Raw genomic sequence first — 20,498 nt, 5'->3', positions numbered from 1 at the left:
CATGATGGAGCGGTTCTCGGGAACCGGATACTCCGTTCCAGCATGCGGACGCCACGGGCCGTCGGAGGGTGCCGCGGACGTGGCCGAAAAGTATGTGGGGACCGGACGGGAGGGGATCGGTCTGATCATGGCCCGCCGGGCCGGAAGGGGGGCGGAGGGAGCGGCGTCACCCACTCCGCGAGTGCGCCGCAGGCCTCATTGCCCACAGCGCTTACGGCTCATGCCCGGTGGCCGAGCCGCCGAAACCAGTCGGTAACAACTACTTATGCGTCCCACCGCATAAGTAGCATCCGGCCTATCCTACGGCCGTTCCGAACAACGTGCCCAGGGCGTACGTCACACCGGCCGCCGCGCCGCCGAGGACGAGTTGGCGCAGTCCGCTGAACCACCAGGTGCGCGCGGTCACCCGGGCCACCACCGCGCCGCAGCCGAACAGCCCGGCCAGTGCGAGCAGCACGGCCGGCCACAGCGAGGCGGCCCCCAGCAGATAGGGCAGCACGGGCAGCAGCGCGCCGAGCGCGAAGGCCCCGAAGCTGGAGACGGCGGCGATCAGCGGCGAGGGCAGGTCGGAGGGGTCGATGCCCAGCTCCTCGCGGGCGTGGATCTCCAGCGCCTGGTCCGGGTCGCGCGAGAGCTGCTGCGCGACCTGCCGCGCGAGTGCGGGCTCGACGCCCCGCGACTCGTAGAGCGCGGCCAGTTCGGCCTCTTCGTCCTGCGGGTGCTTCCTCAGCTCCCGCCGCTCCACGTCCAGTTCGGCCTCGACGAGTTCACGCTGCGAGGCGACGGAGGTGTACTCGCCGGCGGCCATGGAGAAGGCGCCGGCGGCGAGCCCCGCGAGACCGGTGATGACGATGGTCTGCTGCCCGACGGATCCGCCGGCGACGCCGGTCATCAGAGCGAGGTTCGAGACCAGACCGTCCATCGCGCCGAACACGGCGGGGCGCAGCCAGCCCCCGTTGACGTCCCGGTGGGTGTGGTTGTCCCGGTGCGCCTCGTGCAGCGTCGCCTCGGTCTCGATGATGGCCATGCGGAATCCCCCTGGGACGGAAAAGGTAGCTAAGCCAAAGCTAACTTTGGACACGTTCTAATTTGTGACAACACCAAAGTACGCCTGCGGATTCCGGGTCGCCAGCAAGGAAAGGCTCGGCTAACCTGCGGCTTTACCTTCGAGCGCTCATTCGAGAGAAAGCCTGCACAGATGTCGACCGGGTGACAGAGGGGAATTCGCGCTCGGGTCAACCGCCGACGGTGGGACACATCCGCAGACGGCTCCGCGCCCGTGCGGACCCCCGGAGGAGAGGCCGCCCATGCCGACGATCCGTGACCGAGCCCGCGGGGCCCTCCTCGGCCTGGCCGTGGGCGACGCCCTGGGCGCCCCCGCGGAGAACCTGAAGCCCTCCGAGATCCGCGCCCGCTGGGGCCGCATCACGGGGTACGTCACCGACCGGCCGGCCGGCACCGATGACACCGAGTACGCGATCTTCTCCGGGCTGCTGCTCGCCCGGCACGGCTGCGCACTCACCCCGGCCCACGTGGAGGCCGCCTGGCACCAGTGGATCGCCGACCTCGACGAGGGGCCCTTCCGCGGGGCCGGCTTCAGCGAACGCGGAACCCTGGAGAACCTCCGCCGGGGCCTTGCCGCACCGATCTCGGCCCAGCACCGGCACGCGTGGAGCGACGGCCTGGCCATGCGCGCCGCGCCCTTCGGCGTCTTCGCCGCAGGCCGCCCGGCCGAAGCGGCCCGGCTGGTCGCGATCGACGGCTCGGTGAGCCACGACGGCGAGGGCATCCACGGCGGACAGGCGGTCGCGGCCGGGGTCGCGGCGGCCATGGCAGGAGCGCCGACGGCCGCGGTGGTGGCCTCGGCGCTCGCCGTGATCCCCGAGGACTCCTGGACGGCGCGCTCCCTGCGCCGGGCGGCGGCGGTGGCCCACCGCGGCGAACGGGCCGTCCGCTCCGCCGTCGTCATCGGCGGCTACCCGTGGACCGACCTCGCCCCCGAGGCGGTCGCCCTCGCCTTCGGCGCGTACGCGGCGGCCGACGGCGACTTCCGCGAGGCCGTCCTGACGGCGGTGAACATGGGCCGCGACGCCGACACCACGGCGGCCGTGGCGGGCGCCCTGGCCGGGGCCGCGCGGGGGGCGGGCGCGATCCCGCCGGACTGGGCGGCCGCGATCGGCCCGGCCCGGGGAAGCTGCCTGCCCTCCATGGCCGGACATCACGTCCTCGACGTCGCGGAACTGCTGGTGCCCGAGGAGGGCGGCAAATGGGGCGAGGGCGTGGTCGTCGCGGAACTCGTGCCGAGCCTGATGGGCCTCGCCCGGCCCCCCGCCCCGGACGCGAACGCCTTCACCCTGGCGGCCACCGACGGCACGGAGGCGGGCGCATGACGACCGAGACGCTCGCGTCCCCGGCGGACCCGGACGAGCCCGCACCCACCGGCGCCCGGACAGCGCCCGCGCGGGACACCCGCGCGCACGACGCCTCGACCCCGGCCACCCGGGCGCTGGACGCCTCGCCGAGGACGCCCGGACCGGCCCCCGCGGACCGCACGGGCGAGGCGGAGGGAGCCCGCACCCTGGCCGTCGGCGGCACCCGCGGGACCGAGGAGGGAGCCGCGGCCGCCGGCCGTTCAACCGGCGCGCACCCGTGCGGTCCGCGTCCCGCGCGGCGGGTCGTCGGGTTGCTGCTGGGGCTCGCCGCGGGGGACGCCGCCGGGTGGCCCGCCGCCCGGCACCGCGCGGCCCGGATGCCCGAGTGGACCCGCCGCCTCACCCGCGAGCTGGACACCTTCGCCGAGCACAGCGCGACGACCACCCTCCCCGTGCCCATCGCCCTGAACCAGCCCCCCGAGCCCCTGCGGCTGGGCCCCTCAGACGACGCCGAGTGGGCGGCGTTCGCGGCCGAGGCGGTACTGCGGGCCGGAGACGACACCGCCCTGGGCGACCTGAGCCGGGAGCGCCGCACACGCGCCGCGATCGACCTCGCCTGGAACGCGATCGCCTGCGAGGTCGCCGCGGCGGCCGACCGCGCGCCCGAGGTGGAGTCCGCCGTCCTGCCGCTGCGCGCCCGCATCTCCGTCCGGGCCGGCCTGGGCAACCTCGCCGCCGGTCTGCGCCCCCCGGCCACCGGCCACGACAACCCCCACTACTTCGACGACGCGGCCTGCGTACGCGCCTGCGTCCTGGCGGTGGCCCACCCCGGCGACCCCCGGCTCGCCGCCGAACTGGCCGAGTTCGACGCCCGCTACACCCAGGACGGCGACGGCGTGCACGGAGCGCGCGCGATGGCGGCGGCCCTCGCGCTGGCCCTCGTGGGCGCGGACACCGAGCGGTGCGTGACGGCCGCGCTCGCCGAGCTCCCCGAGCACACCGAGATCGGCCGCAACGCCCGCCACGCGCTCCGCCTGGCCCGGGACGCCGACAGCGCCTTCGCCCTCGTCCCCCTGCTGGAGCACCAGATCGTCGACCACGTCTACAGCTACGGCATCGCGGCGGCGGAGACGGTCCCCGTGGCGCTCGCGCTGGCGACCGCGTCCGGCGGCCGCGTCGGCGAGGCGGTCCCGGCCGCGGCCTGTCTGTCCCGGGTGGCGGACTCGGCCCCCGCGCTCGCCGGCGCCCTGACCGGCGCGCTGGGCGGCGGCGACGCGATCCCCGCCGCGTGGCGCGACAGCTGCCGCGTCCTCTCCGGCTGCGCGCTCCCCCGCCTCACCGGGACCGACCTGGTGGAACTCGCCGAACTCCTGGAAGCCGCGCAACCGGCCCCGCCAGGAGGATGATTCGGGGCATGACGCCCAAAGCATCACAGAGCAATGGCGCGACCCTGGACGAACGCGTCACCGGCGCCCTCGTGGGGGCCGCCGTGGGAGACGCCCTCGGCGGCCCCGTCGAGGGCTACTCCCCCGAGCAGATCCTCCAGCGGCACGGCGGCCGGATCCACGGCATCGTCGGCCCCTGGGACGGCGACGACTGGCGCACCGCCCGCCCCCTCGCGCCGTACCACAAGGGCGACGGACACGTCACCGACGACACCTTGATGACGCACGCCCTGATCAGGGTCTACGCCACCGTGCGCGACCACCTGGACGCCTACGCCGTCGCCGACCACCTGGTGGCGGACCTGATGACGACACCCCGCTGGATCCCGGAGCTGGAGGCGCAGGCGCTCCCCCTGCACCGGATCTTCCTCGCGGAGAAGTGGCTGGTGGCCCGGCTCCACTACGCTCACGCCGACCCGCGCGAGGCCGGCGTCGGCAACATCGTCAACTGCGGCGCCGCGATGTACATGGCCCCCGTGGGGCTGGTCAACGCGGCCGCCCCGGCGCGCGCGTACGCCGAGGCGCTGGACGTCGCGGGCGCCCACCAGTCGTCGTACGGCCGTGAGGCGGCAGGGGTCTTCGCGGCGGCCGTGGCAGCGGCCTGCGCACCGGGGGCGACACCGGATTCGGTGGTCGCGAGCTGTCTGTCCCTGGCGAAGGACGGCACCCGCGCGGCGATCGAGGCGGTCTGCGAGACGGCCGCCCGTCACACCGACGTCGAGTCCGCGCTCGTCCCGCTGCGGGAGGCGGTGGCGCCCTTCGACACGGTCGGGCCCGACTACCGCCGGCCCTCGCTGGCCGCCCGCCGGCCCTCCCGGATCCACGCGATCGAGGAACTCCCGGTCGCCCTCGGCATGTTGCTGGCGGCCGGCGGCGACTACCGGCAGGCGGTGCTCGGCTCGGTGAACTACGGCCGCGACTGCGACTCCATCGCCACCATGGCGGGAGCGCTCGCCGGCGCCCTGGGCGCGCCGGTCCCGGACGAGTGGTCCAAGCAGGTCGCCGACGCCAGCCGGCTCGACCTCTGGCAGCCCGCGGCGACGCTCGCCCAGGTCGCCCGGGAGGTCTTCGCCCGCGACGTGGACCGCCGTCGCGCCCACGAGCAGGCGTTTCGCGCACTGGGAGGCACGACATGCTCCGACTGACCTGGGTCCAGCCGGAGGACCTCCTCGGCCACGAGCTGCGCCAGGCCGCCGAGGACGGCCGGGAGGCGGGCGCGATCGCGGCCCGCTGGAAGGCCGCGGGCGGCTGCGAGGCCCCGGAGCGGGCGGGCGCGTCCCCGCAGCGCGCCTCCCGCTATCTGCGCCTGCTCGCCGAGGACCTCCTGGACGAACTGGCCGACCTGCCCGGCAGATCGACGGAGGACGAGCCGACGGAGCTGGAGCGGATCAGGGCCCTGTGCCCGCAGTGGCCGGCCCGGCCGGACGGCGCCCCTCCCCCGGCCGTCACGCCGCTCCGGCTGGAGGCGGCCTGGCTGGGGCGGGCCGTCGGCTGCCTGCTCGGCAAACCCGTCGAGAAGCTCCCCCTGGACGCCGTCCGCGCTCTCGCCCGCGCCACCGGGAACTGGCCCCTGGCCGGCTACTTCACCGCCCGGGGAGTCCCCGGCGCCCTCCTCGAGGCCCACCCCTGGAACCGGCGCTCGGCCGGCACCTCCCTCGCCGAGAACATCGACGGCATGCCCGAGGACGACGACCTCGACTACGCGCTGCTCAACGTGCTCCTGCTGCAACGCCACGGCAGGGACTTCACCACCGAGGACGTCGCCCGGCTCTGGCTCGACCACCTCCCGCCCGGCCGCGCCTTCACCGCCGAGCGCATCGCCCTGCGCAACCTGCTCTGCGGCGTCGAACCCCCGCACACCGCCCGCCACCGCAACCCCTTCCGCGAGTGGATCGGCGCCCTGATCCGCGCCGACGTCCACGGCTGGACCAACCCCGGCGATCCGGCCGCCGCCGCGGAACAGGCCCACCGCGACGCCTGTCTCACCCACACCGCCAACGGCGTCTACGCGGCGATGTTCACGGCGGCCGTCATCGCCGCGGCCGCGGCCGGCGACCGGGACGTCCACGCCTGTCTGCGCACCGGACTGACCGTCGTCCCCCCGCGCTCGCGCCTCCACCGGGCCGTCACGCACGCCGTCCGGCTCGCCGGGGAACACCCCGGCCCCGACGGCTTCGACACCGTCGTGGACGAACTGCACGCCGTGCACCGGGCGTCCCACTGGGTCCACGCCGTCCCCAACACCGCCCTGATCGCCGCCGCACTCACCCACGCGGACGGCGACTTCACCCGCTCCGTGCACGGCGCCGTGGCCGGCGGCCTGGACACCGACTCGGCCGGTGCGACGGCCGGCAGTGTCGCCGCCCTCCTCGCCGGCGACCCGGCCGCCCTGCCCGACCACTGGACGGCCCCCCTCAAGAACCGGCTGGCCACCTCCGTCGCCGACCTCGACGGCGTCGGCTTCGACACCCTGGCCCACCTGACCTGGTCCCTCACCCACCGGGAGGCGTCCCGCCCATGACCGACATCGTCGTGCTCGGCAGCACGAACATGGACCTCGTCGCCTACGTCGAGAAACCCCCGCAGCGCGGAGAGACCGTGACGGGACGGGAGTTCCGCACGATCCCCGGCGGCAAGGGCGCCAACCAGGCGATCGCCGCCGCCCACGCGGGCGGCACGGTCTCGATGATCGGCGCCGTCGGCAACGACGCCTTCGGCGCGCGGCTGCGCTCCACGCTGGAACACTCGGGCGTCAACACCGACCACCTGCGCACTGTCGAGGCCCCCTCGGGCACCGCGCACATCGTCGTCGACGACGAGGGCGGCAACGCCATCGTCGTCGTGCCCGGCGCCAACGCCACCGTCGACCACCTCGCCCCCGGCGACGAAGGCCTCATCGCCTCCGCCGACGCCCTTCTGCTGCAACTCGAAGTCCCGGTGGCCGCGGCCGTCGCGGGCGCCCGGGCGGCCCGCTCCCACGGCGTCAGGACGATCCTCACCCCCGCCCCCGCCCAGCCGCTGCCGCACGGACTCCTCGCCGCCACCGACCTGTTGGTCCCCAACGAGCACGAGGCCGCCGCACTCACCGGGCGCACCGACCCGTACGAGGCGGCCCTCGCCCTGCTGGACAGCGTGCCGGAGGTGATCATCACGCTGGGCGCGGCCGGCAGCCTGTACGCGGCCCGAGGCGCCGAGCCCCTGACCGTCCCCGCCCCGCGCGTCACCGCCGTCGACTCGACCGGCGCGGGCGACACCTTCGTCGGCGCCCTCGCCGTGGCCCTGGGCGAGGACCGCCCGGTGCGCGAGGCGCTCGCCTGGGCGGCCGCCGCTGCCGCCCTGTCGGTGCAACGCCCCGGCGCGTCCGCCTCGATGCCCTACCGCTCCGAGATCGAGACGCAGTACGCCTCATGACCGGGACGACTCCTCCCCTGCACGGTGTGCGCGTCCTCGACCTGGCCACCCTCTTCGCCGGGCCCCTCGCCGCCACCCTGCTCGGCGACTTCGGCGCGGACGTCGTCAAGGTCGAGCACCCGGGCCGGCCCGACCCGTCCCGCGGTCACGGCCCCGCCAAGGACGGCGTGGGCCTGTGGTGGAAGCTCCTCGGCCGCAACAAGCGCACCATCACCCTGAACCTGTCCAGGTCCGGCGGGCGCGCCACCCTGCTGCGGCTGGCCGCCACCGCCGACGTGATCGTCGAGAACTTCCGGCCGGGCACCCTGGAGAAGTGGGACCTCGGCTGGGAGGAGCTGTCGGCCGCCAACCCGCGGCTGGTCCTCGCCCGGGTCACCGCCTTCGGCCAGTTCGGCCCGTACGCGCACCGCCCCGGCTTCGGCACCCTCGCCGAGGCGATGAGCGGGTTCGCGGCCATCACCGGGGAGCCGGACGCCCCGCCGACCCTGCCCCCGTTCGGCCTGGCCGACTCGATCGCAGGCCTGGCCACGGCCTACGCCGTCATGACGGCCCTCGCCGCCCGCGACCGCACCGGCGAGGGCCAGGTCGTCGACATGGCGATCATCGAGCCCATCCTCACCGTGCTCGGACCCCAGCCCCTCTGGTACGACCAGCTCGGCTACGTCCAGGCCCGCACCGGCAACCGGTCCGCGAACAACGCGCCCCGCAACACCTACCGCACGGCCGACGGGGAATGGGTCGCCGTGTCGACCTCGGCGCAGTCCGTCGCGGAACGGGTGATGCGCCTGGTCGGCCGGCCCGACCTGATCGACGAGCCCTGGTTCGCGACGGGCGCCGACCGGGCCGCGCACGCCGACGTCCTCGACGACGCGGTCGGCGCCTGGATCGCCGCCCGCACCCGCACCGACGTCCTGGCCGCCTTCGAGAAGGCCGAGGCGGCCGTCGCGCCCGTCCAGGACGTGCGGGACGTGATGAGCGACCCCCAGTACCAGGCGCTGGACACGATCACCGCCGTCGACGACCCGGAGCTGGGCCGCGTCCGCATGCAGAACGTCCTCTTCCGTCTCTCGGCGACCCCCGGCGCGATCCGCTGGGCCGGCCGGCCGCACGGCGCCGACACGGAGGCCGTGCTGACCGAGCTGGGCCTGACGCCGGCCGAGCTGACCGCCCTGCGCGCGGAGGGCGCCGTATGACGACACCCCAGCTGACCTGGTTGTACGTCCCCGGCGACCGTCCGCGGACCGTCACCAAGGCCCTCGCCTGCGGCGCCGACGTCGTCATCGTCGACCTGGAGGACGCGGTCGCCCCGGACCGCAAGGAGTACGCCCGCGCCGCCACCGCCGAGCGCCTGAGCGAACCCCAGCCGGTCCCCGTCCACGTGCGGGTCAACGCCCTGGACACGCCGTTCGCCGCGGCGGACCTGCGCACGCTGGCCGCCCTGCCCGGCGTGCACGGCGTGCGCCTGCCCAAGGTGACGTCGCCGCACCAGATCGTCCGCGCCGCACGGACCGCGTCACGGGCCGACGGCGCGGCCGTCCCACTGCACGCCCTCCTGGAGACCGCCCTCGGCGTCGAGCACGCCTACGCCATCGCCTCCGCCCACCCCGCCCTGCGCGGCATCGCCCTCGGCGAGGCCGACCTCCGCGCCGACCTGGGCGTCCGCGCCGACGCCGGTCTCGACTGGTCCCGCTCCCGCGTGATCGTCGCCGCCCGCGCCGCGGGCCTGGCGCCGCCGCCCCAGTCGGTCCACCCCGACATCCGGGACCTGGACGGCCTCGCCGTCAGCTGCGCCCACGGCCGCACCCTCGGCTTCCTGGGCCGCGCCGCCATCCACCCCCGCCAGCTCCCGATCATCGAACGGGCCTACCTGCCCACCCAGCAGGAACTGGAGGACGCCGAGACGATCGTGAAGGCCGCCGCCGCCGACCAGGGCGCCCAGGCCCTCCCGGACGGCCGCTTCGTCGACGCGGCGGTGGTGGCGGCCGCCCGGCGCACCCTGTCGCTCGGGGCGCGCGGCGACTGAACGCGCCCGGACACACGGCGAGGGGCGCCCGGCAGAACCCGGGCGCCCCTCGTCTCGTACGGTCGTCGGACCGTCGGCCGTCAGGCCTTCTTGCCGGCCGACTCCGCTTCGTCCTTCTTCACGCCGTCGCCGGCGGTGCCGGCCCCGGCCTCCCGCGCGCCGTCGCCCGCCTCGTCCGCCGCGCCGGTCCCGGCGTCCGCGCCGGCCTTCGCGTCCGCGGGCTTGGCTTCCGATGCCTTCGCGGCGGCGGAGTCGTCCCCGGCGTCGTCCTTCGACGCGGTCTCGGCGGCCTCGCCGCTCTCGCCGTCCGTGCCGGTCCCGGCCGTGTCGCCGGAGGCGTCCGCTCCCGGCTCGACGACCGCCTCACGCCCGGGGCGCTTCTTCGCCGAGACGACGATGTACGCCACCGCGAGCAGGAAGACGACCAGGGCGGTCCAGTCGTTCAGGCGCAGGCCCAGGATGTGGTGGGCGTCGTCGACCCGCATGTACTCGATCCACGCGCGGCCCACGCAGTACGCCGCGACGTACAGGGCGAACGCCCGGCCGTGGCCCAGCTTGAAGCGGCGGTCGGCCCAGATGACGAGGAGGGCGACGCCGACGCACCACAGCGACTCGTACAGGAACGTCGGGTGGTAGTAGCCCGGCACCCGGCCGTCCGCGGAGGACGTGATGTGCAGGGCCCAGGGGAGGTCGGTCTCCTTGCCGTACAGCTCCTGGTTGAACCAGTTGCCCCAGCGGCCGATGGCCTGCGCGAGGGCGATGCCGGGCGCGATGGCGTCGGCGTACGCGGGCAGCGGGATGCCCCGGCGCCGGCAGCCGATCCAGGCGCCCACCGCGCCGAGCGCGATCGCGCCCCAGATGCCGAGGCCGCCCTCCCACACCTTGAAGGCGTCCACCCAGTCGCGGCCCTCGCTGAAGTACAGCTCGTAGTCCGTGATCACGTGGTAGAGCCGGCCGCCGACCAGGCCGAAGGGCACCGCCCAGACGGCGATGTCGGCCACCGTCCCGACCCGCCCGCCCCGGGCGACCCAGCGCCGGTTGCCGAGCCAGACCGCGACGAAGACGCCGATGATGATGCAGAACGCGTAGCCGCGCAGCGGTACGGGGCCGAGGTACAGCACCCCGTGCGACGGGCTGGGAATGTAGGCAAGTTCCATGGCAGGGTCGACGCTACCGTGCCGGGCCGGGCCGACGGCGGGCAGCCCGGCTACGGCTCCATAACGGGCGGGTGTGAACGGGCCTCACCTCCGTGCTCACCCCTGGTCGGCCTCCTCAACCATCTTCTTCAGCTTCGCCGGTGTCATCGACTGGTCCTGGTAGATGTTCTTGCCGTTGAACAGCACGGTGGGCGTGCCGCCGAAGTGGCCGTTGCGGAAGGCCTGGTCGGACTTCACGACCCAGGTGTCGTGCGTGCCGTCGCGGACGCAGGCGCGGAAGGCGGGCGTGTCGAGTCCGTCGACCTTGCCGGCCAGCTCGATCAGCCTGTCGTTGTCGGCGTAGGCGTCCTTCGTCTCCTCGGGCTGGTTCTCGTACAGCACGTCGTGGTAGGCGGCGAACTTGCCGACGTCCTGGGCGCAGGCCGCCGCGTTGGCCGCCCGGCGGGAGCCGCTGCCGCCCATGTTCCCGTCGATGAGGGTGGCCAGGTGGTACTCGACCTTGAGCTTTCCGGCGTCCGCCAGCTCATGGACCGTGGACCGGTACGCCGTCTCGAAGCCCTTGCAGGCCGGGCAGCGGAAGTCCTCCCACACCGTGAGCGTGGACTTGGCGCCCTCCTTGCCCACGGGGATCGCCAGCGCGTCCTGGCCCTGGGCCCCGGAGGGGGCCACGACCGGGCCCGCCTTCTTCGCGCTGTCGTCCTTGCCGGAGTTCGCGGCGACGACGCCGATCACCGCGGCCAGGCCGAGCATGCAGACCACGCTCGCGCCGACGATCAGTGTGCGCCGGCGCCGTTCGGCGGCCTTGTGCTTCTCTCGCTCCGCGGCCAGCCGCTCGCGGGCGTTGCGCTTTCCGTCACGATTCTTCTCGCTCACACCCCCAGAACGAACCGGGGAGGCGCATTGCGCCTCCCCGGCCCCAGGTCCACCCGTTCGGGTGACCGACCCTCTGGTCACGCCTGGCGGCGCACGCCCTTCGCCAGTTCGCCCGCGAGGGCGCGGACCGCTTCGACGCCGGCCGCGTCGTCCGGAGCGTCCAGCATCCGCTTGACGAAGGCCGAGCCGACGATCACGCCGTCGGCGAAGCCGGCCACCTCGGCGGCCTGCCGTGCGTCGGAGACGCCGAGGCCGACGCAGACCGGCAGGCCGGAGCCGGTGGCCCGGGTCCGCTCCACCAGGTCGTGGGCCTGCGCGCCCACCGACTCACGGGTGCCGGTGACGCCCATCAGCGAGGCCGCGTAGACGAAGCCGCTGCCCGCCCCGGTGATCTGCGCCAGGCGCGCGTCCTGGCTGCTCGGCGCCACGACGAAGACGGTCGCGAGACCGTGCTTGTCGGCGTGCTCCCTCCACAGCGCGGACTCCTGCACGGGCAGGTCGGGCAGGATGCAGCCCGCGCCGCCCGCCTCGGCCAGCTCGGCGGTGAACCGCTCGACGCCGTAGCGGTCGATGGGGTTCCAGTACGTCATGACCAGGATCGGCCTGCCGGTGGCCTCGAACGCCTCGCGGACCGTGCGCATGACGTCCGCGATGCGCACCCCGCCGCGCAGGGCGATGTCGTCGGCGGTCTGGATGACCGGCCCGTCGAGCACCGGGTCGCTGTGCGGCAGTCCGACCTCGACCACGTCCGCCCCGCCGTCCAGGACGGCCTTGACCGCCTCGATGCCGCCGTCCACGGTCGGGAACCCGGCCGGGAGGTAGGCGATGAGCGCGGCGCGGTCCTCGGCCTTCGCGGCGGCGAGGGTGTCCGACAGCAGCTGGATGTTCCCGCTCACTTGGCGTCCCCCTCGATCTCCGCGGTGTCGGCCGCGTCGGCGGCGACCTCGGCGTCGGTGTCGTACAGCCCGAAGTAGCGGGCGGCCGTGTCCATGTCCTTGTCGCCGCGACCGGACAGGTTGACGACGATCAGCCCGTCCGGGCCGAGTTCCCGCCCGACCTCCAGGGCGCCGGCCAGCGCGTGCGCGCTCTCGATGGCCGGGATGATGCCCTCGGTGCGCGACAGCAGGCGCAGCGCCTGCATGGCCGCGTCGTCGGTGACCGCGCGGTACTCGCCGCGGCCGGTGTCCTTGAGGTAGGAGTGCTCGGGGCCGATGCCCGGGTAGTCCAGACCCGCCGAGATGGAGTAGGGCTCGGTGATCTGGCCCTCGTCGTCCTGGAGGACGTAGGAGCGCGAGCCGTGCAGGATGCCGGGCTCGCCCGCGGTGAGGGTCGCCGCGTGCTCGCCGGTCTCCACCCCGTGTCCGGCCGGTTCGCAGCCGATCAGGCGCACCCCGGCGTCCGGGATGAAGGCGTGGAAGAGGCCGATGGCGTTGGAGCCGCCGCCGACGCAGGCGACGGCCGCGTCGGGCAGGCGTCCGGCGCGCTCCAGGATCTGGCGGCGGGCCTCGACGCCGATGACGCGGTGGAAGTCGCGGACCATCGCCGGGAAGGGGTGCGGTCCGGCGACGGTGCCGAAGAGGTAGTGGGTGCGGTCGACGTTGGCGACCCAGTCGCGGAAGGCCTCGTTGATGGCGTCCTTCAGCGTGCGGCTGCCGGACTTCACAGCGACGACCTCGGCGCCCAGCATGCGCATCCGGGCCACGTTGAGGGCCTGGCGCCGGGTGTCGATCTCGCCCATGTAGATGGTGCAGTCGAGCCCGAAGAGGGCGCAGGCGGTGGCGGTGGCGACGCCGTGCTGGCCCGCGCCGGTCTCGGCGATGACGCGGGTCTTGCCCATGCGCTTGGTGAGCAGCGCCTGGCCGAGCACGTTGTTGATCTTGTGGGAGCCGGTGTGGTTGAGGTCCTCGCGCTTGAGGAACACCCGGGCGCCGCCGGCGTGTCCGGCGAACCTCGGCACCTCGGTGAGGGAGCTGGGGCGGCCGGTGTAGTGGACGAGCAGGTCGTCCAGCTCACGGGCGAACTCGGGGTCGTGCTTGGCCTTGTCGTACTCGACGGCGACCTCGTCCACGGCGGCGACGAGCGCCTCCGGGATGAACTTGCCGCCGAACGCGCCGAAGTAGCCCTCGGCGGTGGGCACCTGACCCTCGGGGTCGGGAATGAAGAACTCGCTGGGCATGCGGAAACCTCACGGTGGGACGGTCTGGTGTGCGGACACGAAACAGCGCCGTGGGGCGGGGGTCGTCGGACGGCTGTCGGCCGTCCAGGCTTGACGTGCAGTTCCCCGCGCCCTAGGGGCGCGGCTGCCATCGCATGCCGTTCACCTGACCGGGCTCGTCCCCGATGACGTAGCGCACCCGGCGGCCGTGCACCCGGCGGGCGGGCGCGCGGCAGCCACGGGGGCGGCAGCCGCGCGCGAGGCGGGCGTACCGGTCCGTGGGCGTCCGGGAGGGCGTGGGAGTCATCGGGGCAAGCCTAGCGAAGGATCAGCCGCGGCCGTGGCGCAGTGCGGGGTGTTCGCCGGCCGCCACCAGGTCGGCGACCGCGGTCTTCGGGTCGCGCCCGGTCACCAGGGACTCGCCCACCAGGACGGCGTCGGCGCCGGCGTTGGCGTAGGCGATGAGGTCGTGCGGGCCGCGCACCCCGGACTCGGCGATCTTGACGATGTGCGCCGGGATCTCGGGGGCCACCCGCTCGAAGGTGCCCCGGTCGACCTCCAGGGTCTTGAGGTTGCGCGCGTTGACGCCGATCACCTTGGCGCCCGCGTCGACCGCGCGGTCGACCTCGTCCTCGTCGTGGACCTCGACGAGCGGGGTGAGGCCGATGGAGACGGCACGCTCGATCAGCGATTCGAGGGCCGACTGCTCCAGGGCGGCGACGATCAGCAGGGCGAGGTCGGCGCCGTACGCGCGGGCCTCCCACAGCTGGTACGAGGTGACGATGAAGTCCTTGCGCAGCACGGGGATGTCGACCCGCGCGCGGACCGCTTCGAGGTCGGCGAGCGAACCGCCGAAGCGGCGCTGTTCGGTGAGGACGGAGATGACGGCGGCGCCGCCCGCCTCGTAGTCGGCGGCCAGGCCGGCCGGGTCGGCGATCGCGGCCAGCGCGCCCTTGGAAGGGCTGGAGCGCTTGACCTCGCAGATCACCTTGACGCCGTCGCCACGGAGCGCGGCGACGCCGTCCTTGGCCGCGGGGGCCTTGGCCGCGCGTTCCTTGAGCTCGTCGAGGCCGACGCGCGCCTGCCGCTCCGCGAGGTCGGCACGGACTCCGTCGATGATCTCGTCGAGCACACTCACGCGAGCGGCCCCCTTCCGATGCCTGCGAGACGGTGGACAGTTCCAGCGACCCGTGGAGAAAAAGGTGGTCACTGCGATGGTATCCGGAGGAGGGCGAAGGCCTCGCATCCGGTCGGCGTCGGTCGCCGCGCGCCCTCTGAGCAGCCGCGTCCCGTGGCGGGCGGAGGCGACGCCGCCACGGGACGTCCGCCCGTCCGTCACGAGGGCGCCCGCCCGGCGGTCACGGGTGCAGCAGGCCGCCGAAGGGCAGGTTGCGGACGACCGTGAAGGCCAGCAGGACCGCGCCCAGCGTCCACAGCCGCACGGGAGTGAGCTCCACGCTCATGGGGCGTCCGCGTGCCGCGCGGATCGCCCAGACGGTCCACAGGACCGCGAAGCCCAGGTAGGCGACGACGGCCATCGCGTTGTCGTGCAGGGCGCCGGCGAGGTCCCCGTGGACGAAGGCGTGCGCGCTGCGCAGCCCGCCGCAGCCGGGGCAGTACAGGCCGGTGACGCGCAGCAGGGGGCAGACGGGATAGTGGCCGGGTTCGTGGGGGTCGACGGCGCCCACGTACGCGAAGGCGGCGACGACGGCCGCGAGGATCCCGGCGGGCACGGCCAGTCTGCCCGCGGCGGTCGGCGTCACGCGCCGGGTGTCGGCGTTCACGCCTCGCATTCTGCCCCGGCGGTGCGCCACGCGCGCGTGAGGGGCGGCCGGCCGGATGCCGGCCTACCGCCCCTCACACGGTCAAGAGGTCACGCGGTCACGCGGTCCTGCGGGGCTTCAGCCCTCGACGCCGGCGGGCTTGGCGGTCGCCGAGACCTGGGCGGCCGGCACGGGGTGCGTATCCTTCGGCTGGCCCAGGCCCGCGGCGCGCATGGCCGCGCCGACGACGCCGCCGAGCGCCACGATCACCATGCCGGCCCAGAAGCCGATCGGCTCGGCCATCACCATGAACAGGCCCGCGACGGCGAAACCGATGAAGGCGATGGTGACACCGGTCCAGGCGGCCGGGGTGTGTCCGTGGCTGCTGCCCGCCATGACTTGCTCCTCATTGCTGTCTCTGTGTCCGTCCGAGCCGGACGCTCGTCGTCCATTGTCCCGTACGCGCGGGCGCGCCGGACGCGGGGGTCGGGGTCCCGTCGAGTCTGTTTCGCCACACCGCGGGGCGGGGCGGCGGGCCGGTCAGGCCGGGTCCATGCCGGTCGGGTCCTCGCCCCGGTCCAGGGCCTTCCACATCTCCTCGGGCCGCTCGGGGTCGGCGGGCCGGGCCGCGCGGCGCGGGCGCGGGGAGCCGTCGCGTTCGTAGCGGCCCGACATGGCGGGCCAGCGGCGGCCGTGGCGCAGGGCGAGCAGTCCGGCGAGGAGGATCAGCGCGCCGCCCACGGCCGCGGCGTAGGGCCACGCGGTGTGGCTGAACGAGGCGACGGCGGCGGAGGTGTCGCCGGTGGCCCTGGCGGCCTGCTCGTCGAGCGCGGAGCTGTCGCCGGCGCCGATGAGGGCGGCGGCCATGATTCCCGCTCCGGAGAGCGCGAGCAGGGCGGAGACGGCGAGCCGGCCGGCCCGGCGGACGGCGAAGACGGCGACGAGCGCGGCCAGGCCCACTATGGCGAGCGCCGCGGGCACGCCCGTGACGTCGCTGCCCCGGGCGGTCAGCGAGAAGGGGCCGCCGGCGACCGTGGCGGTGCCCTCGGACCAGCGCTGGCGGGTGGCCAGCAGGGTCACGGCCGAGCCCAGCGCGCCGCTCAGCAGGGCGACGGCGAGGCTTCGGCGGCTCGACCGGGCGGCGGGGGATTCGGGGCGTGGGGGAGGAACGGCAGCAGTCACGTACTCCACTATCGCCTGAACCCCGGGCGGACCGGCACCCGGGGCTCACGTGAGACGCGTCCTATCTGTGCGCGGACCCGGCCGCGAGGCGCCCCTGTCAGCCGAGCCGGTTGGCGGTGTGGACGGCGCGCAGGACGGCCGCGGCCTTGTTGCGGCACTCCTGGTCCTCGGCGACCGGGTCGGAGTCGGCGACGATGCCGGCCCCGGCCTGCACGTAGGCGGTGCCGTCGCGCAGCAGGGCGGTGCGGATGGCGATGGCGGTGTCGGAGTCGCCCGCGAAGTCCAGGTAGCCGACGCAGCCGCCGTACAGGCCGCGCCGGGAGGGCTCCAGCTCGTCGATGATCTGCAGGGCGCGCGGCTTGGGCGCGCCGGAGAGGGTGCCGGCGGGGAAGCAGGCGGTGAGGACGTCGAAGGCGGTGCGGCCGGGCGCGACCTTGCCGGTGACGGTGGAGACGATGTGCATCACGTGCGAGTACCGCTCGACGGACATGAAGTCGACGACCTCGACGGAGCCCGGCTCGCAGACCCGGCCCAGGTCGTTGCGGCCGAGGTCGACGAGCATGAGGTGCTCGGCGCGCTCCTTGGGGTCGGCGAGGAGTTCGTCGGCGAGGGCCTGGTCCTCCTGCGGGGTGGCCCCGCGATGCCGGGTGCCGGCGATGGGGTGGACCATGGCGCGGCCGTCCTCGACCTTGACGAGGGCCTCCGGGGAGGAGCCCACGACGTCGAAGCCGTCGAAGCGGAAGAGGTACATGTAGGGCGAGGGGTTCGTCGCCCGCAGGACGCGGTAGACGTCCAGCGCGCTCGCCGTGCACGGCGTCTCGAAGCGCTGGGAGGGGACGACCTGGAAGGCCTCGCCCGCGCGGATGCGCTCCTTGATGTCCTCGACGGCCGACCGGAAGTCGGGGCCGCCCCACAGGGCGGTGTAGTCGGGCAGTTCGGAGGGCGGCAGCACGGCCGGGGGCTGGGCGACCGGGCGCGAGAGGTCGGCCTCCATGGCGTCGAGGCGGGCCACGGCGTCGGCGTAGGCCTCGTCGACGCCGGTGTCGAGGTCGTTGTGGTTGATCGCGTTGGCGATCAGCAGGACGGAGCCCTCCCAGTGGTCCATGACGGCGAGGTCGCTGGTCAGGAGCATGGTGAGTTCGGGGAGCCGCAGGTCGTCGCGCTCACCGGGGCCGACCTTCTCCAGGCGGCGCACGATGTCGTAGCCGAGGTAGCCGACCATGCCGCCGGTGAAGGGCGGCATGCCCTCGGTGTGCGGGGTGTGCAGCGTCTCGATGGTGGCGCGCAGCGCGGCGAGCGGGTCCCCGTCGACGGGGACGCCGACGGGCGGGGTGCCGAGCCAGTGGGTGCTGCCCTCGCGCACGGTGAGCGTGGCGGCGCTGCGGACGCCGACGAAGGAGTACCGGGACCAGCGAAACGCGGTGCGGCCGTTCTCCGCGGACTCCAGGAGGAAGGTGCCGGGGCGCTCCGCGGCGAGCTTGCGGTAGAGCGCGACCGGGGTGTCGCCGTCGGCGAGGAGCTTGCGGGTGACCGGAATGACGCGGCGGTCGGAGGCCAGCTTGCGGAACGTCTCGAGGTCCATGGCGGCTGACCTTACTGACCCGGGGCCGGGAGGCCGGAATCGGCGGCCGCGGCGTCGGTGGCGGGGGCGGCGACGGTGGCGGCGGCGGCTTCGGTGAGGAGGACGTCGGCGTCGAAGCAGGTGCGGGCGCCGGTGTGGCAGGCGGCGCCGACCTGGTCGACCTTGACGAGCACGGTGTCCGCGTCGCAGTCGAGGGCGACGGACCTGACCCACTGGTAGTGGCCGGAGGTGTCGCCCTTGACCCAGTACTCGCGGCGGCTGCGGGACCAGTAGGTGCAGCGGCCGGTGGTGAGGGTGCGGTGCAGCGCCTCGTCGTCCATCCAGCCGAGCATGAGCACCTCTCCGGTGTCGTACTGCTGGGCGATGGCGGGGACGAGTCCGTCCGCGCTGCGCTTGAGGCGCGCGGCGATCTCGGGGGCGAGGGCGCTGCTCGCGGGACGGGCGGGCTCGGGCGTGCTGGTCATGGGTGCCATTGTGCCGCGCGCCACTGACAGTGACGGCGGGGTGTCCAGTGGGTGGGCGGCGGCCGGCGGGGCGGTGGCGCGATCCCGACGGGTGGGAGCGGCCTCGGCGTCGCCGCCGTAGGCTGGCCGCATGTCGACTTTCGCCAAGCGTGAACGGCTCCTGCTCGCCGACCTCTTGGAAACGGCCGGCCCCGACGCGCCGACCCTCTGCGAGGGCTGGCTGACCCGGGATCTGGCGGCCCACGTGGTGGTGCGCGAGCGCCGCCCGGACGCCGCGGGCGGGCTGCTGATCAAGCAGCTCGCGCCCCGGCTGGAGCGGGCGATGGAGGAGTTCGCGGCCAAGCCGTACGAGGAGCTCCTTCAGCTGATCCGCACCGGTCCGCCGCGCTTCTCGCCGTTCCAGCTCAAGCAGCTGGACGAGGCGTCGAACACGATCGAGTTCTTCGTCCATACGGAGGACGTCCGCCGGGCGCGGCCCGAGTGGACGCCGCGCGCCCTCGACCCGGTCTTCCAGGACGCCCTGTGGACGCGGCTGGAGCGCACCGCCCGGCTGATGGGCCGCGGCGCGCCGACGGGCCTGGTGCTGCGCCGCCCGGACGGCCGTACGGCGGTCGCCAACCGTGGCACCCCGGTGGTGACGGCGACCGGGGAGCCGTCGGAGCTGCTGCTGCTCCTGTACGGCCGGCAGAGCGTCGCCGCGGTGGAGCTGGACGGCGAGAAGGAGGCCATCGAGCGGCTGCACGGCGGCAAGCAGCTCGGCATCTGACCCGCTGGGCTCCGGCCCTCCGGGGCTCCGGGAGCGCTCCGCCGGAGGTCAGCGCGGGAGTTCCGCGTGGCGCAGGGCGGGCACGGCGAGGGCGACGACCCCGCCGAGCCCGCAGACCGCGGCGCTGACGACGAACACCGGGCCGGTGCCCCAGACGCCGACGGCGGCGGCGGACAGCGGCATGCTGAGCGGCGTGAGCCCGAGGCTGACCAGGCTGGCGACGGCGGTCACACGGCCGAGGTAGGCCGGGTCGGCCTGGGTCTGGAGCAGCGCAGCGCACACCGCGCCGCTGAGCCCGGCGAGCAGCCCGATGAGCACCGCGGTGCCGACGGCGGCGGCGAGGGCCGGCGCGTAGGCGAGGGCGCCGATGGCGGGCGAGCCGGCCAGGAGCGACCACCCGGCGACCCGGCCGGCGTGCGGGAGCCGGCCTCGCAGGGTGAGCAGGAGTGAGGCGGCGCCCGCGCCGGCGCCGAACCCGGACAGCACCCAGCCCATGCCGGAGGCGCCCCAGCCGCGTTCGTCGGCGAGCAGGGTCAGGCCCACGTTGAGCGGTCCGACGAAGCCGAGGTCGCCGAGGGCGATGGCCACCGTGAGCGGGGCGAGGACCGGGTGGCGGCGGATGTGGCGCAGGCCGGCCACCAGGTCGGCCCGGGCGGTCCGGCCGCGGGCGTCGGGGGCGTCGTCCGGCGGAAGTTCCCGCATCCGCACCCGGAGCAGCAGGGGCAGGGACAGGGCCGTCAGCAGTCCGGCGAGCCCGAACGCGGCGGCCGCGCCGCCGAGGGCGACGCCGAGCCCGCCGAGGGGCGCGCCCGCGATGACGGCGAACCGGTAGGCGAGGCCGCGCATGCCCTGGACGCGGGCGAGCTGGCCGCGGTCGGCTATGCGGGCGGGCAGCGCGCCGACGGCGGGGACGAACACGGCGTCCACCGTGCCGAAGACCAGGGCGAGCACGGTGAGCGGCCACAGGCTGGGGCCGGTGAGGAACAGCAGTGCCGCCACCGCGAGCACGGCCGCGCAGCGCACGGCGTCACTGCCGATGACGACCCGGCGCGGCCCGAACCGGTCGGCCAGCACTCCCCCGCCCAGCATGAGGACGGCGCGCGGCAGCGCACTGACGGAGAGCACCAGTCCCGCCTGCGCGGGGGTGCCTGCCTGGACGGCGGCCCAGGACAGGGCGACGTAGTAGACGCCGTCGCCGGCCATCGAGGAGGCGTAGGCGCCCAGCCAGCGCAGGACGTTGCCGTCGCGGTGGGCGGGGCGCTCGTCGGCGGCGCGGGCGGCGGACGTCCGGGATGCGGTGGTCAT

21 protein-coding genes are annotated in these 20,498 nt (G+C 74.8%); 8 read left to right on the top strand and 13 right to left on the bottom strand.

Annotated features, from left to right (window positions below):
* Nucleotides 1-295: 295 nt before the first annotated feature.
* Nucleotides 296-1,027 (bottom strand): VIT1/CCC1 transporter family protein, encoded by a 732-nt coding sequence (locus tag ACGFSH_RS04910; protein WP_393345015.1) that lies wholly within the window; start codon nt 1,025-1,027, stop codon nt 296-298.
* 280 nt (nt 1,028-1,307) lie between these two features.
* Here ACGFSH_RS04910 and ACGFSH_RS04905 point away from each other — a divergent pair, with 280 nt between their 5' ends.
* Genes ACGFSH_RS04905 through ACGFSH_RS04875 form a run of 7 tightly spaced genes read left to right on the top strand, consistent with a single transcriptional unit; the run spans nt 1,308 to nt 9,251 of the window.
* Entirely contained in the window at nt 1,308-2,390 is a 1,083-nt protein-coding gene (locus ACGFSH_RS04905) for an ADP-ribosylglycohydrolase family protein (RefSeq protein ID WP_393345013.1), read from the top strand.
* Nucleotides 2,387-3,778 (top strand): ADP-ribosylglycohydrolase family protein, encoded by a 1,392-nt coding sequence (locus ACGFSH_RS04900; RefSeq protein ID WP_393345011.1) that lies wholly within the window; start codon nt 2,387-2,389, stop codon nt 3,776-3,778. The genes ACGFSH_RS04905 and ACGFSH_RS04900 overlap by 4 nt, the downstream gene beginning before the upstream one ends.
* A gap of 8 nt (nt 3,779-3,786) precedes the next feature.
* Nucleotides 3,787-4,962, top strand: a complete 1,176-nt coding sequence (locus ACGFSH_RS04895; RefSeq protein ID WP_393345009.1) for an ADP-ribosylglycohydrolase family protein — start codon at nt 3,787-3,789, stop codon at nt 4,960-4,962.
* Nucleotides 4,950-6,338 carry an ADP-ribosylglycohydrolase family protein gene (locus tag ACGFSH_RS04890; RefSeq protein WP_393345007.1) on the top strand — a complete coding sequence of 463 codons (1,389 nt, stop codon included), beginning with the start codon at nt 4,950-4,952 and terminating at the stop codon, nt 6,336-6,338. The genes ACGFSH_RS04895 and ACGFSH_RS04890 overlap by 13 nt, the downstream gene beginning before the upstream one ends.
* Nucleotides 6,335-7,228, top strand: coding sequence for a ribokinase (gene rbsK / locus ACGFSH_RS04885; protein ID WP_393345005.1), 894 nt, complete (start codon nt 6,335-6,337; stop codon nt 7,226-7,228). The genes ACGFSH_RS04890 and rbsK overlap by 4 nt, the downstream gene beginning before the upstream one ends.
* Nucleotides 7,225-8,421, top strand: a complete 1,197-nt coding sequence (locus tag ACGFSH_RS04880; protein WP_393345003.1) for a CaiB/BaiF CoA transferase family protein — start codon at nt 7,225-7,227, stop codon at nt 8,419-8,421. The genes rbsK and ACGFSH_RS04880 overlap by 4 nt, the downstream gene beginning before the upstream one ends.
* The gene (locus ACGFSH_RS04875; protein WP_393345001.1) at nt 8,418-9,251 is read left to right on the top strand and encodes an HpcH/HpaI aldolase/citrate lyase family protein; all 834 of its coding nucleotides are present in this window, start codon (nt 8,418-8,420) and stop codon (nt 9,249-9,251) included. Before ACGFSH_RS04880 ends, ACGFSH_RS04875 begins: the two co-directional genes overlap by 4 nt.
* 80 nt (nt 9,252-9,331) lie before the next feature.
* On the opposite strand, the gene lgt is transcribed toward ACGFSH_RS04875, so the two are convergent.
* The 11 genes from lgt to hisI form a co-directional block, all read right to left on the bottom strand.
* Entirely contained in the window at nt 9,332-10,408 is a 1,077-nt protein-coding gene (gene lgt, locus ACGFSH_RS04870; protein ID WP_393344999.1) for a prolipoprotein diacylglyceryl transferase, read from the bottom strand.
* 96 nt (nt 10,409-10,504) lie between these two features.
* Nucleotides 10,505-11,281, bottom strand: a complete 777-nt coding sequence (locus tag ACGFSH_RS04865) for a thioredoxin domain-containing protein (RefSeq protein ID WP_393344997.1) — start codon at nt 11,279-11,281, stop codon at nt 10,505-10,507.
* 77 nt (nt 11,282-11,358) lie between these two features.
* Nucleotides 11,359-12,177, bottom strand: a complete 819-nt coding sequence (gene trpA / locus ACGFSH_RS04860; RefSeq protein ID WP_393344995.1) for a tryptophan synthase subunit alpha — start codon at nt 12,175-12,177, stop codon at nt 11,359-11,361.
* The gene (gene trpB, locus ACGFSH_RS04855) at nt 12,174-13,457 is read right to left on the bottom strand and encodes a tryptophan synthase subunit beta (protein WP_393344993.1); all 1,284 of its coding nucleotides are present in this window, start codon (nt 13,455-13,457) and stop codon (nt 12,174-12,176) included. Before trpB ends, trpA begins: the two co-directional genes overlap by 4 nt.
* 112 nt (nt 13,458-13,569) lie before the next feature.
* Nucleotides 13,570-13,743 (bottom strand): tryptophan biosynthesis modulator TrpM, encoded by a 174-nt coding sequence (trpM, locus tag ACGFSH_RS04850; RefSeq protein WP_329408864.1) that lies wholly within the window; start codon nt 13,741-13,743, stop codon nt 13,570-13,572.
* A 21-nt stretch (nt 13,744-13,764) separates the two neighbouring features.
* Nucleotides 13,765-14,574, bottom strand: coding sequence for an indole-3-glycerol phosphate synthase TrpC (gene trpC / locus ACGFSH_RS04845; protein WP_393344990.1), 810 nt, complete (start codon nt 14,572-14,574; stop codon nt 13,765-13,767).
* Between the two features lie 220 nt (nt 14,575-14,794).
* The gene (locus ACGFSH_RS04840) at nt 14,795-15,229 is read right to left on the bottom strand and encodes a DUF2752 domain-containing protein (protein WP_393344988.1); all 435 of its coding nucleotides are present in this window, start codon (nt 15,227-15,229) and stop codon (nt 14,795-14,797) included.
* Between the two features lie 108 nt (nt 15,230-15,337).
* Nucleotides 15,338-15,595, bottom strand: coding sequence for an HGxxPAAW family protein (locus ACGFSH_RS04835; protein ID WP_393344986.1), 258 nt, complete (start codon nt 15,593-15,595; stop codon nt 15,338-15,340).
* Nucleotides 15,596-15,739: 144 nt separating this feature from the next.
* Nucleotides 15,740-16,390: a TIGR02234 family membrane protein gene (locus tag ACGFSH_RS04830; RefSeq protein WP_393344984.1), complete on the bottom strand. Its 651-nt coding sequence runs from the start codon at nt 16,388-16,390 to the stop codon at nt 15,740-15,742.
* A gap of 88 nt (nt 16,391-16,478) precedes the next feature.
* A complete protein-coding gene (locus ACGFSH_RS04825) occupies nt 16,479-17,963 on the bottom strand; it encodes an anthranilate synthase component I (RefSeq protein ID WP_393344982.1) in 1,485 nt (494 codons plus the stop codon).
* A gap of 11 nt (nt 17,964-17,974) precedes the next feature.
* On the bottom strand, nt 17,975-18,427 hold the full coding sequence (gene hisI / locus ACGFSH_RS04820; RefSeq protein ID WP_393344980.1) for a phosphoribosyl-AMP cyclohydrolase: 453 nt from the start codon (nt 18,425-18,427) through the stop codon (nt 17,975-17,977).
* A gap of 130 nt (nt 18,428-18,557) precedes the next feature.
* On the opposite strand from hisI, the gene ACGFSH_RS04815 reads away from it, so the two are divergent.
* The gene (locus ACGFSH_RS04815) at nt 18,558-19,193 is read left to right on the top strand and encodes a TIGR03085 family metal-binding protein (protein WP_393344978.1); all 636 of its coding nucleotides are present in this window, start codon (nt 18,558-18,560) and stop codon (nt 19,191-19,193) included.
* A 48-nt stretch (nt 19,194-19,241) separates the two neighbouring features.
* Here ACGFSH_RS04815 and ACGFSH_RS04810 read toward each other — a convergent pair whose 3' ends face one another.
* Entirely contained in the window at nt 19,242-20,498 is a 1,257-nt protein-coding gene (locus ACGFSH_RS04810; RefSeq protein WP_393344976.1) for an MFS transporter, read from the bottom strand.

It is taken from the genome of Streptomyces sp. NPDC048481, from assembly GCF_043200075.1.
Classification (GTDB): domain Bacteria; phylum Actinomycetota; class Actinomycetes; order Streptomycetales; family Streptomycetaceae; genus Streptomyces.
The sequence above is the reverse complement of the archived record's forward strand: the minus strand, read 5'-3'. Positions and strand labels throughout refer to the sequence as shown.

What these genes read in the sequence shown, in the direction of transcription:
- ACGFSH_RS04880 (WP_393345003.1), top strand. Translation starts at nt 7,225, where the DNA reads ATGACCGGGACGACTCCTCCCCTGCACGGTGTGCGCGTCCTCGACCTG.
- ACGFSH_RS04840 (WP_393344988.1), bottom strand. Translation starts at nt 15,229, where the DNA reads ATGCGAGGCGTGAACGCCGACACCCGGCGCGTGACGCCGACCGCCGCG.
- rbsK (WP_393345005.1), top strand. Translation starts at nt 6,335, where the DNA reads ATGACCGACATCGTCGTGCTCGGCAGCACGAACATGGACCTCGTCGCC.
- ACGFSH_RS04905 (WP_393345013.1), top strand. Translation starts at nt 1,308, where the DNA reads ATGCCGACGATCCGTGACCGAGCCCGCGGGGCCCTCCTCGGCCTGGCC.
- ACGFSH_RS04825 (WP_393344982.1), bottom strand. Translation starts at nt 17,963, where the DNA reads ATGGACCTCGAGACGTTCCGCAAGCTGGCCTCCGACCGCCGCGTCATT.
- ACGFSH_RS04895 (WP_393345009.1), top strand. Translation starts at nt 3,787, where the DNA reads ATGACGCCCAAAGCATCACAGAGCAATGGCGCGACCCTGGACGAACGC.
- ACGFSH_RS04875 (WP_393345001.1), top strand. Translation starts at nt 8,418, where the DNA reads ATGACGACACCCCAGCTGACCTGGTTGTACGTCCCCGGCGACCGTCCG.
- ACGFSH_RS04810 (WP_393344976.1), bottom strand. Translation starts at nt 20,498, where the DNA reads ATGACCACCGCATCCCGGACGTCCGCCGCCCGCGCCGCCGACGAGCGC.
- ACGFSH_RS04890 (WP_393345007.1), top strand. Translation starts at nt 4,950, where the DNA reads ATGCTCCGACTGACCTGGGTCCAGCCGGAGGACCTCCTCGGCCACGAG.
- ACGFSH_RS04910 (WP_393345015.1), bottom strand. Translation starts at nt 1,027, where the DNA reads ATGGCCATCATCGAGACCGAGGCGACGCTGCACGAGGCGCACCGGGAC.
- ACGFSH_RS04835 (WP_393344986.1), bottom strand. Translation starts at nt 15,595, where the DNA reads ATGGCGGGCAGCAGCCACGGACACACCCCGGCCGCCTGGACCGGTGTC.
- ACGFSH_RS04815 (WP_393344978.1), top strand. Translation starts at nt 18,558, where the DNA reads ATGTCGACTTTCGCCAAGCGTGAACGGCTCCTGCTCGCCGACCTCTTG.
- lgt (WP_393344999.1), bottom strand. Translation starts at nt 10,408, where the DNA reads ATGGAACTTGCCTACATTCCCAGCCCGTCGCACGGGGTGCTGTACCTC.
- trpB (WP_393344993.1), bottom strand. Translation starts at nt 13,457, where the DNA reads ATGCCCAGCGAGTTCTTCATTCCCGACCCCGAGGGTCAGGTGCCCACC.
- trpM (WP_329408864.1), bottom strand. Translation starts at nt 13,743, where the DNA reads ATGACTCCCACGCCCTCCCGGACGCCCACGGACCGGTACGCCCGCCTC.
- hisI (WP_393344980.1), bottom strand. Translation starts at nt 18,427, where the DNA reads ATGACCAGCACGCCCGAGCCCGCCCGTCCCGCGAGCAGCGCCCTCGCC.
- ACGFSH_RS04900 (WP_393345011.1), top strand. Translation starts at nt 2,387, where the DNA reads ATGACGACCGAGACGCTCGCGTCCCCGGCGGACCCGGACGAGCCCGCA.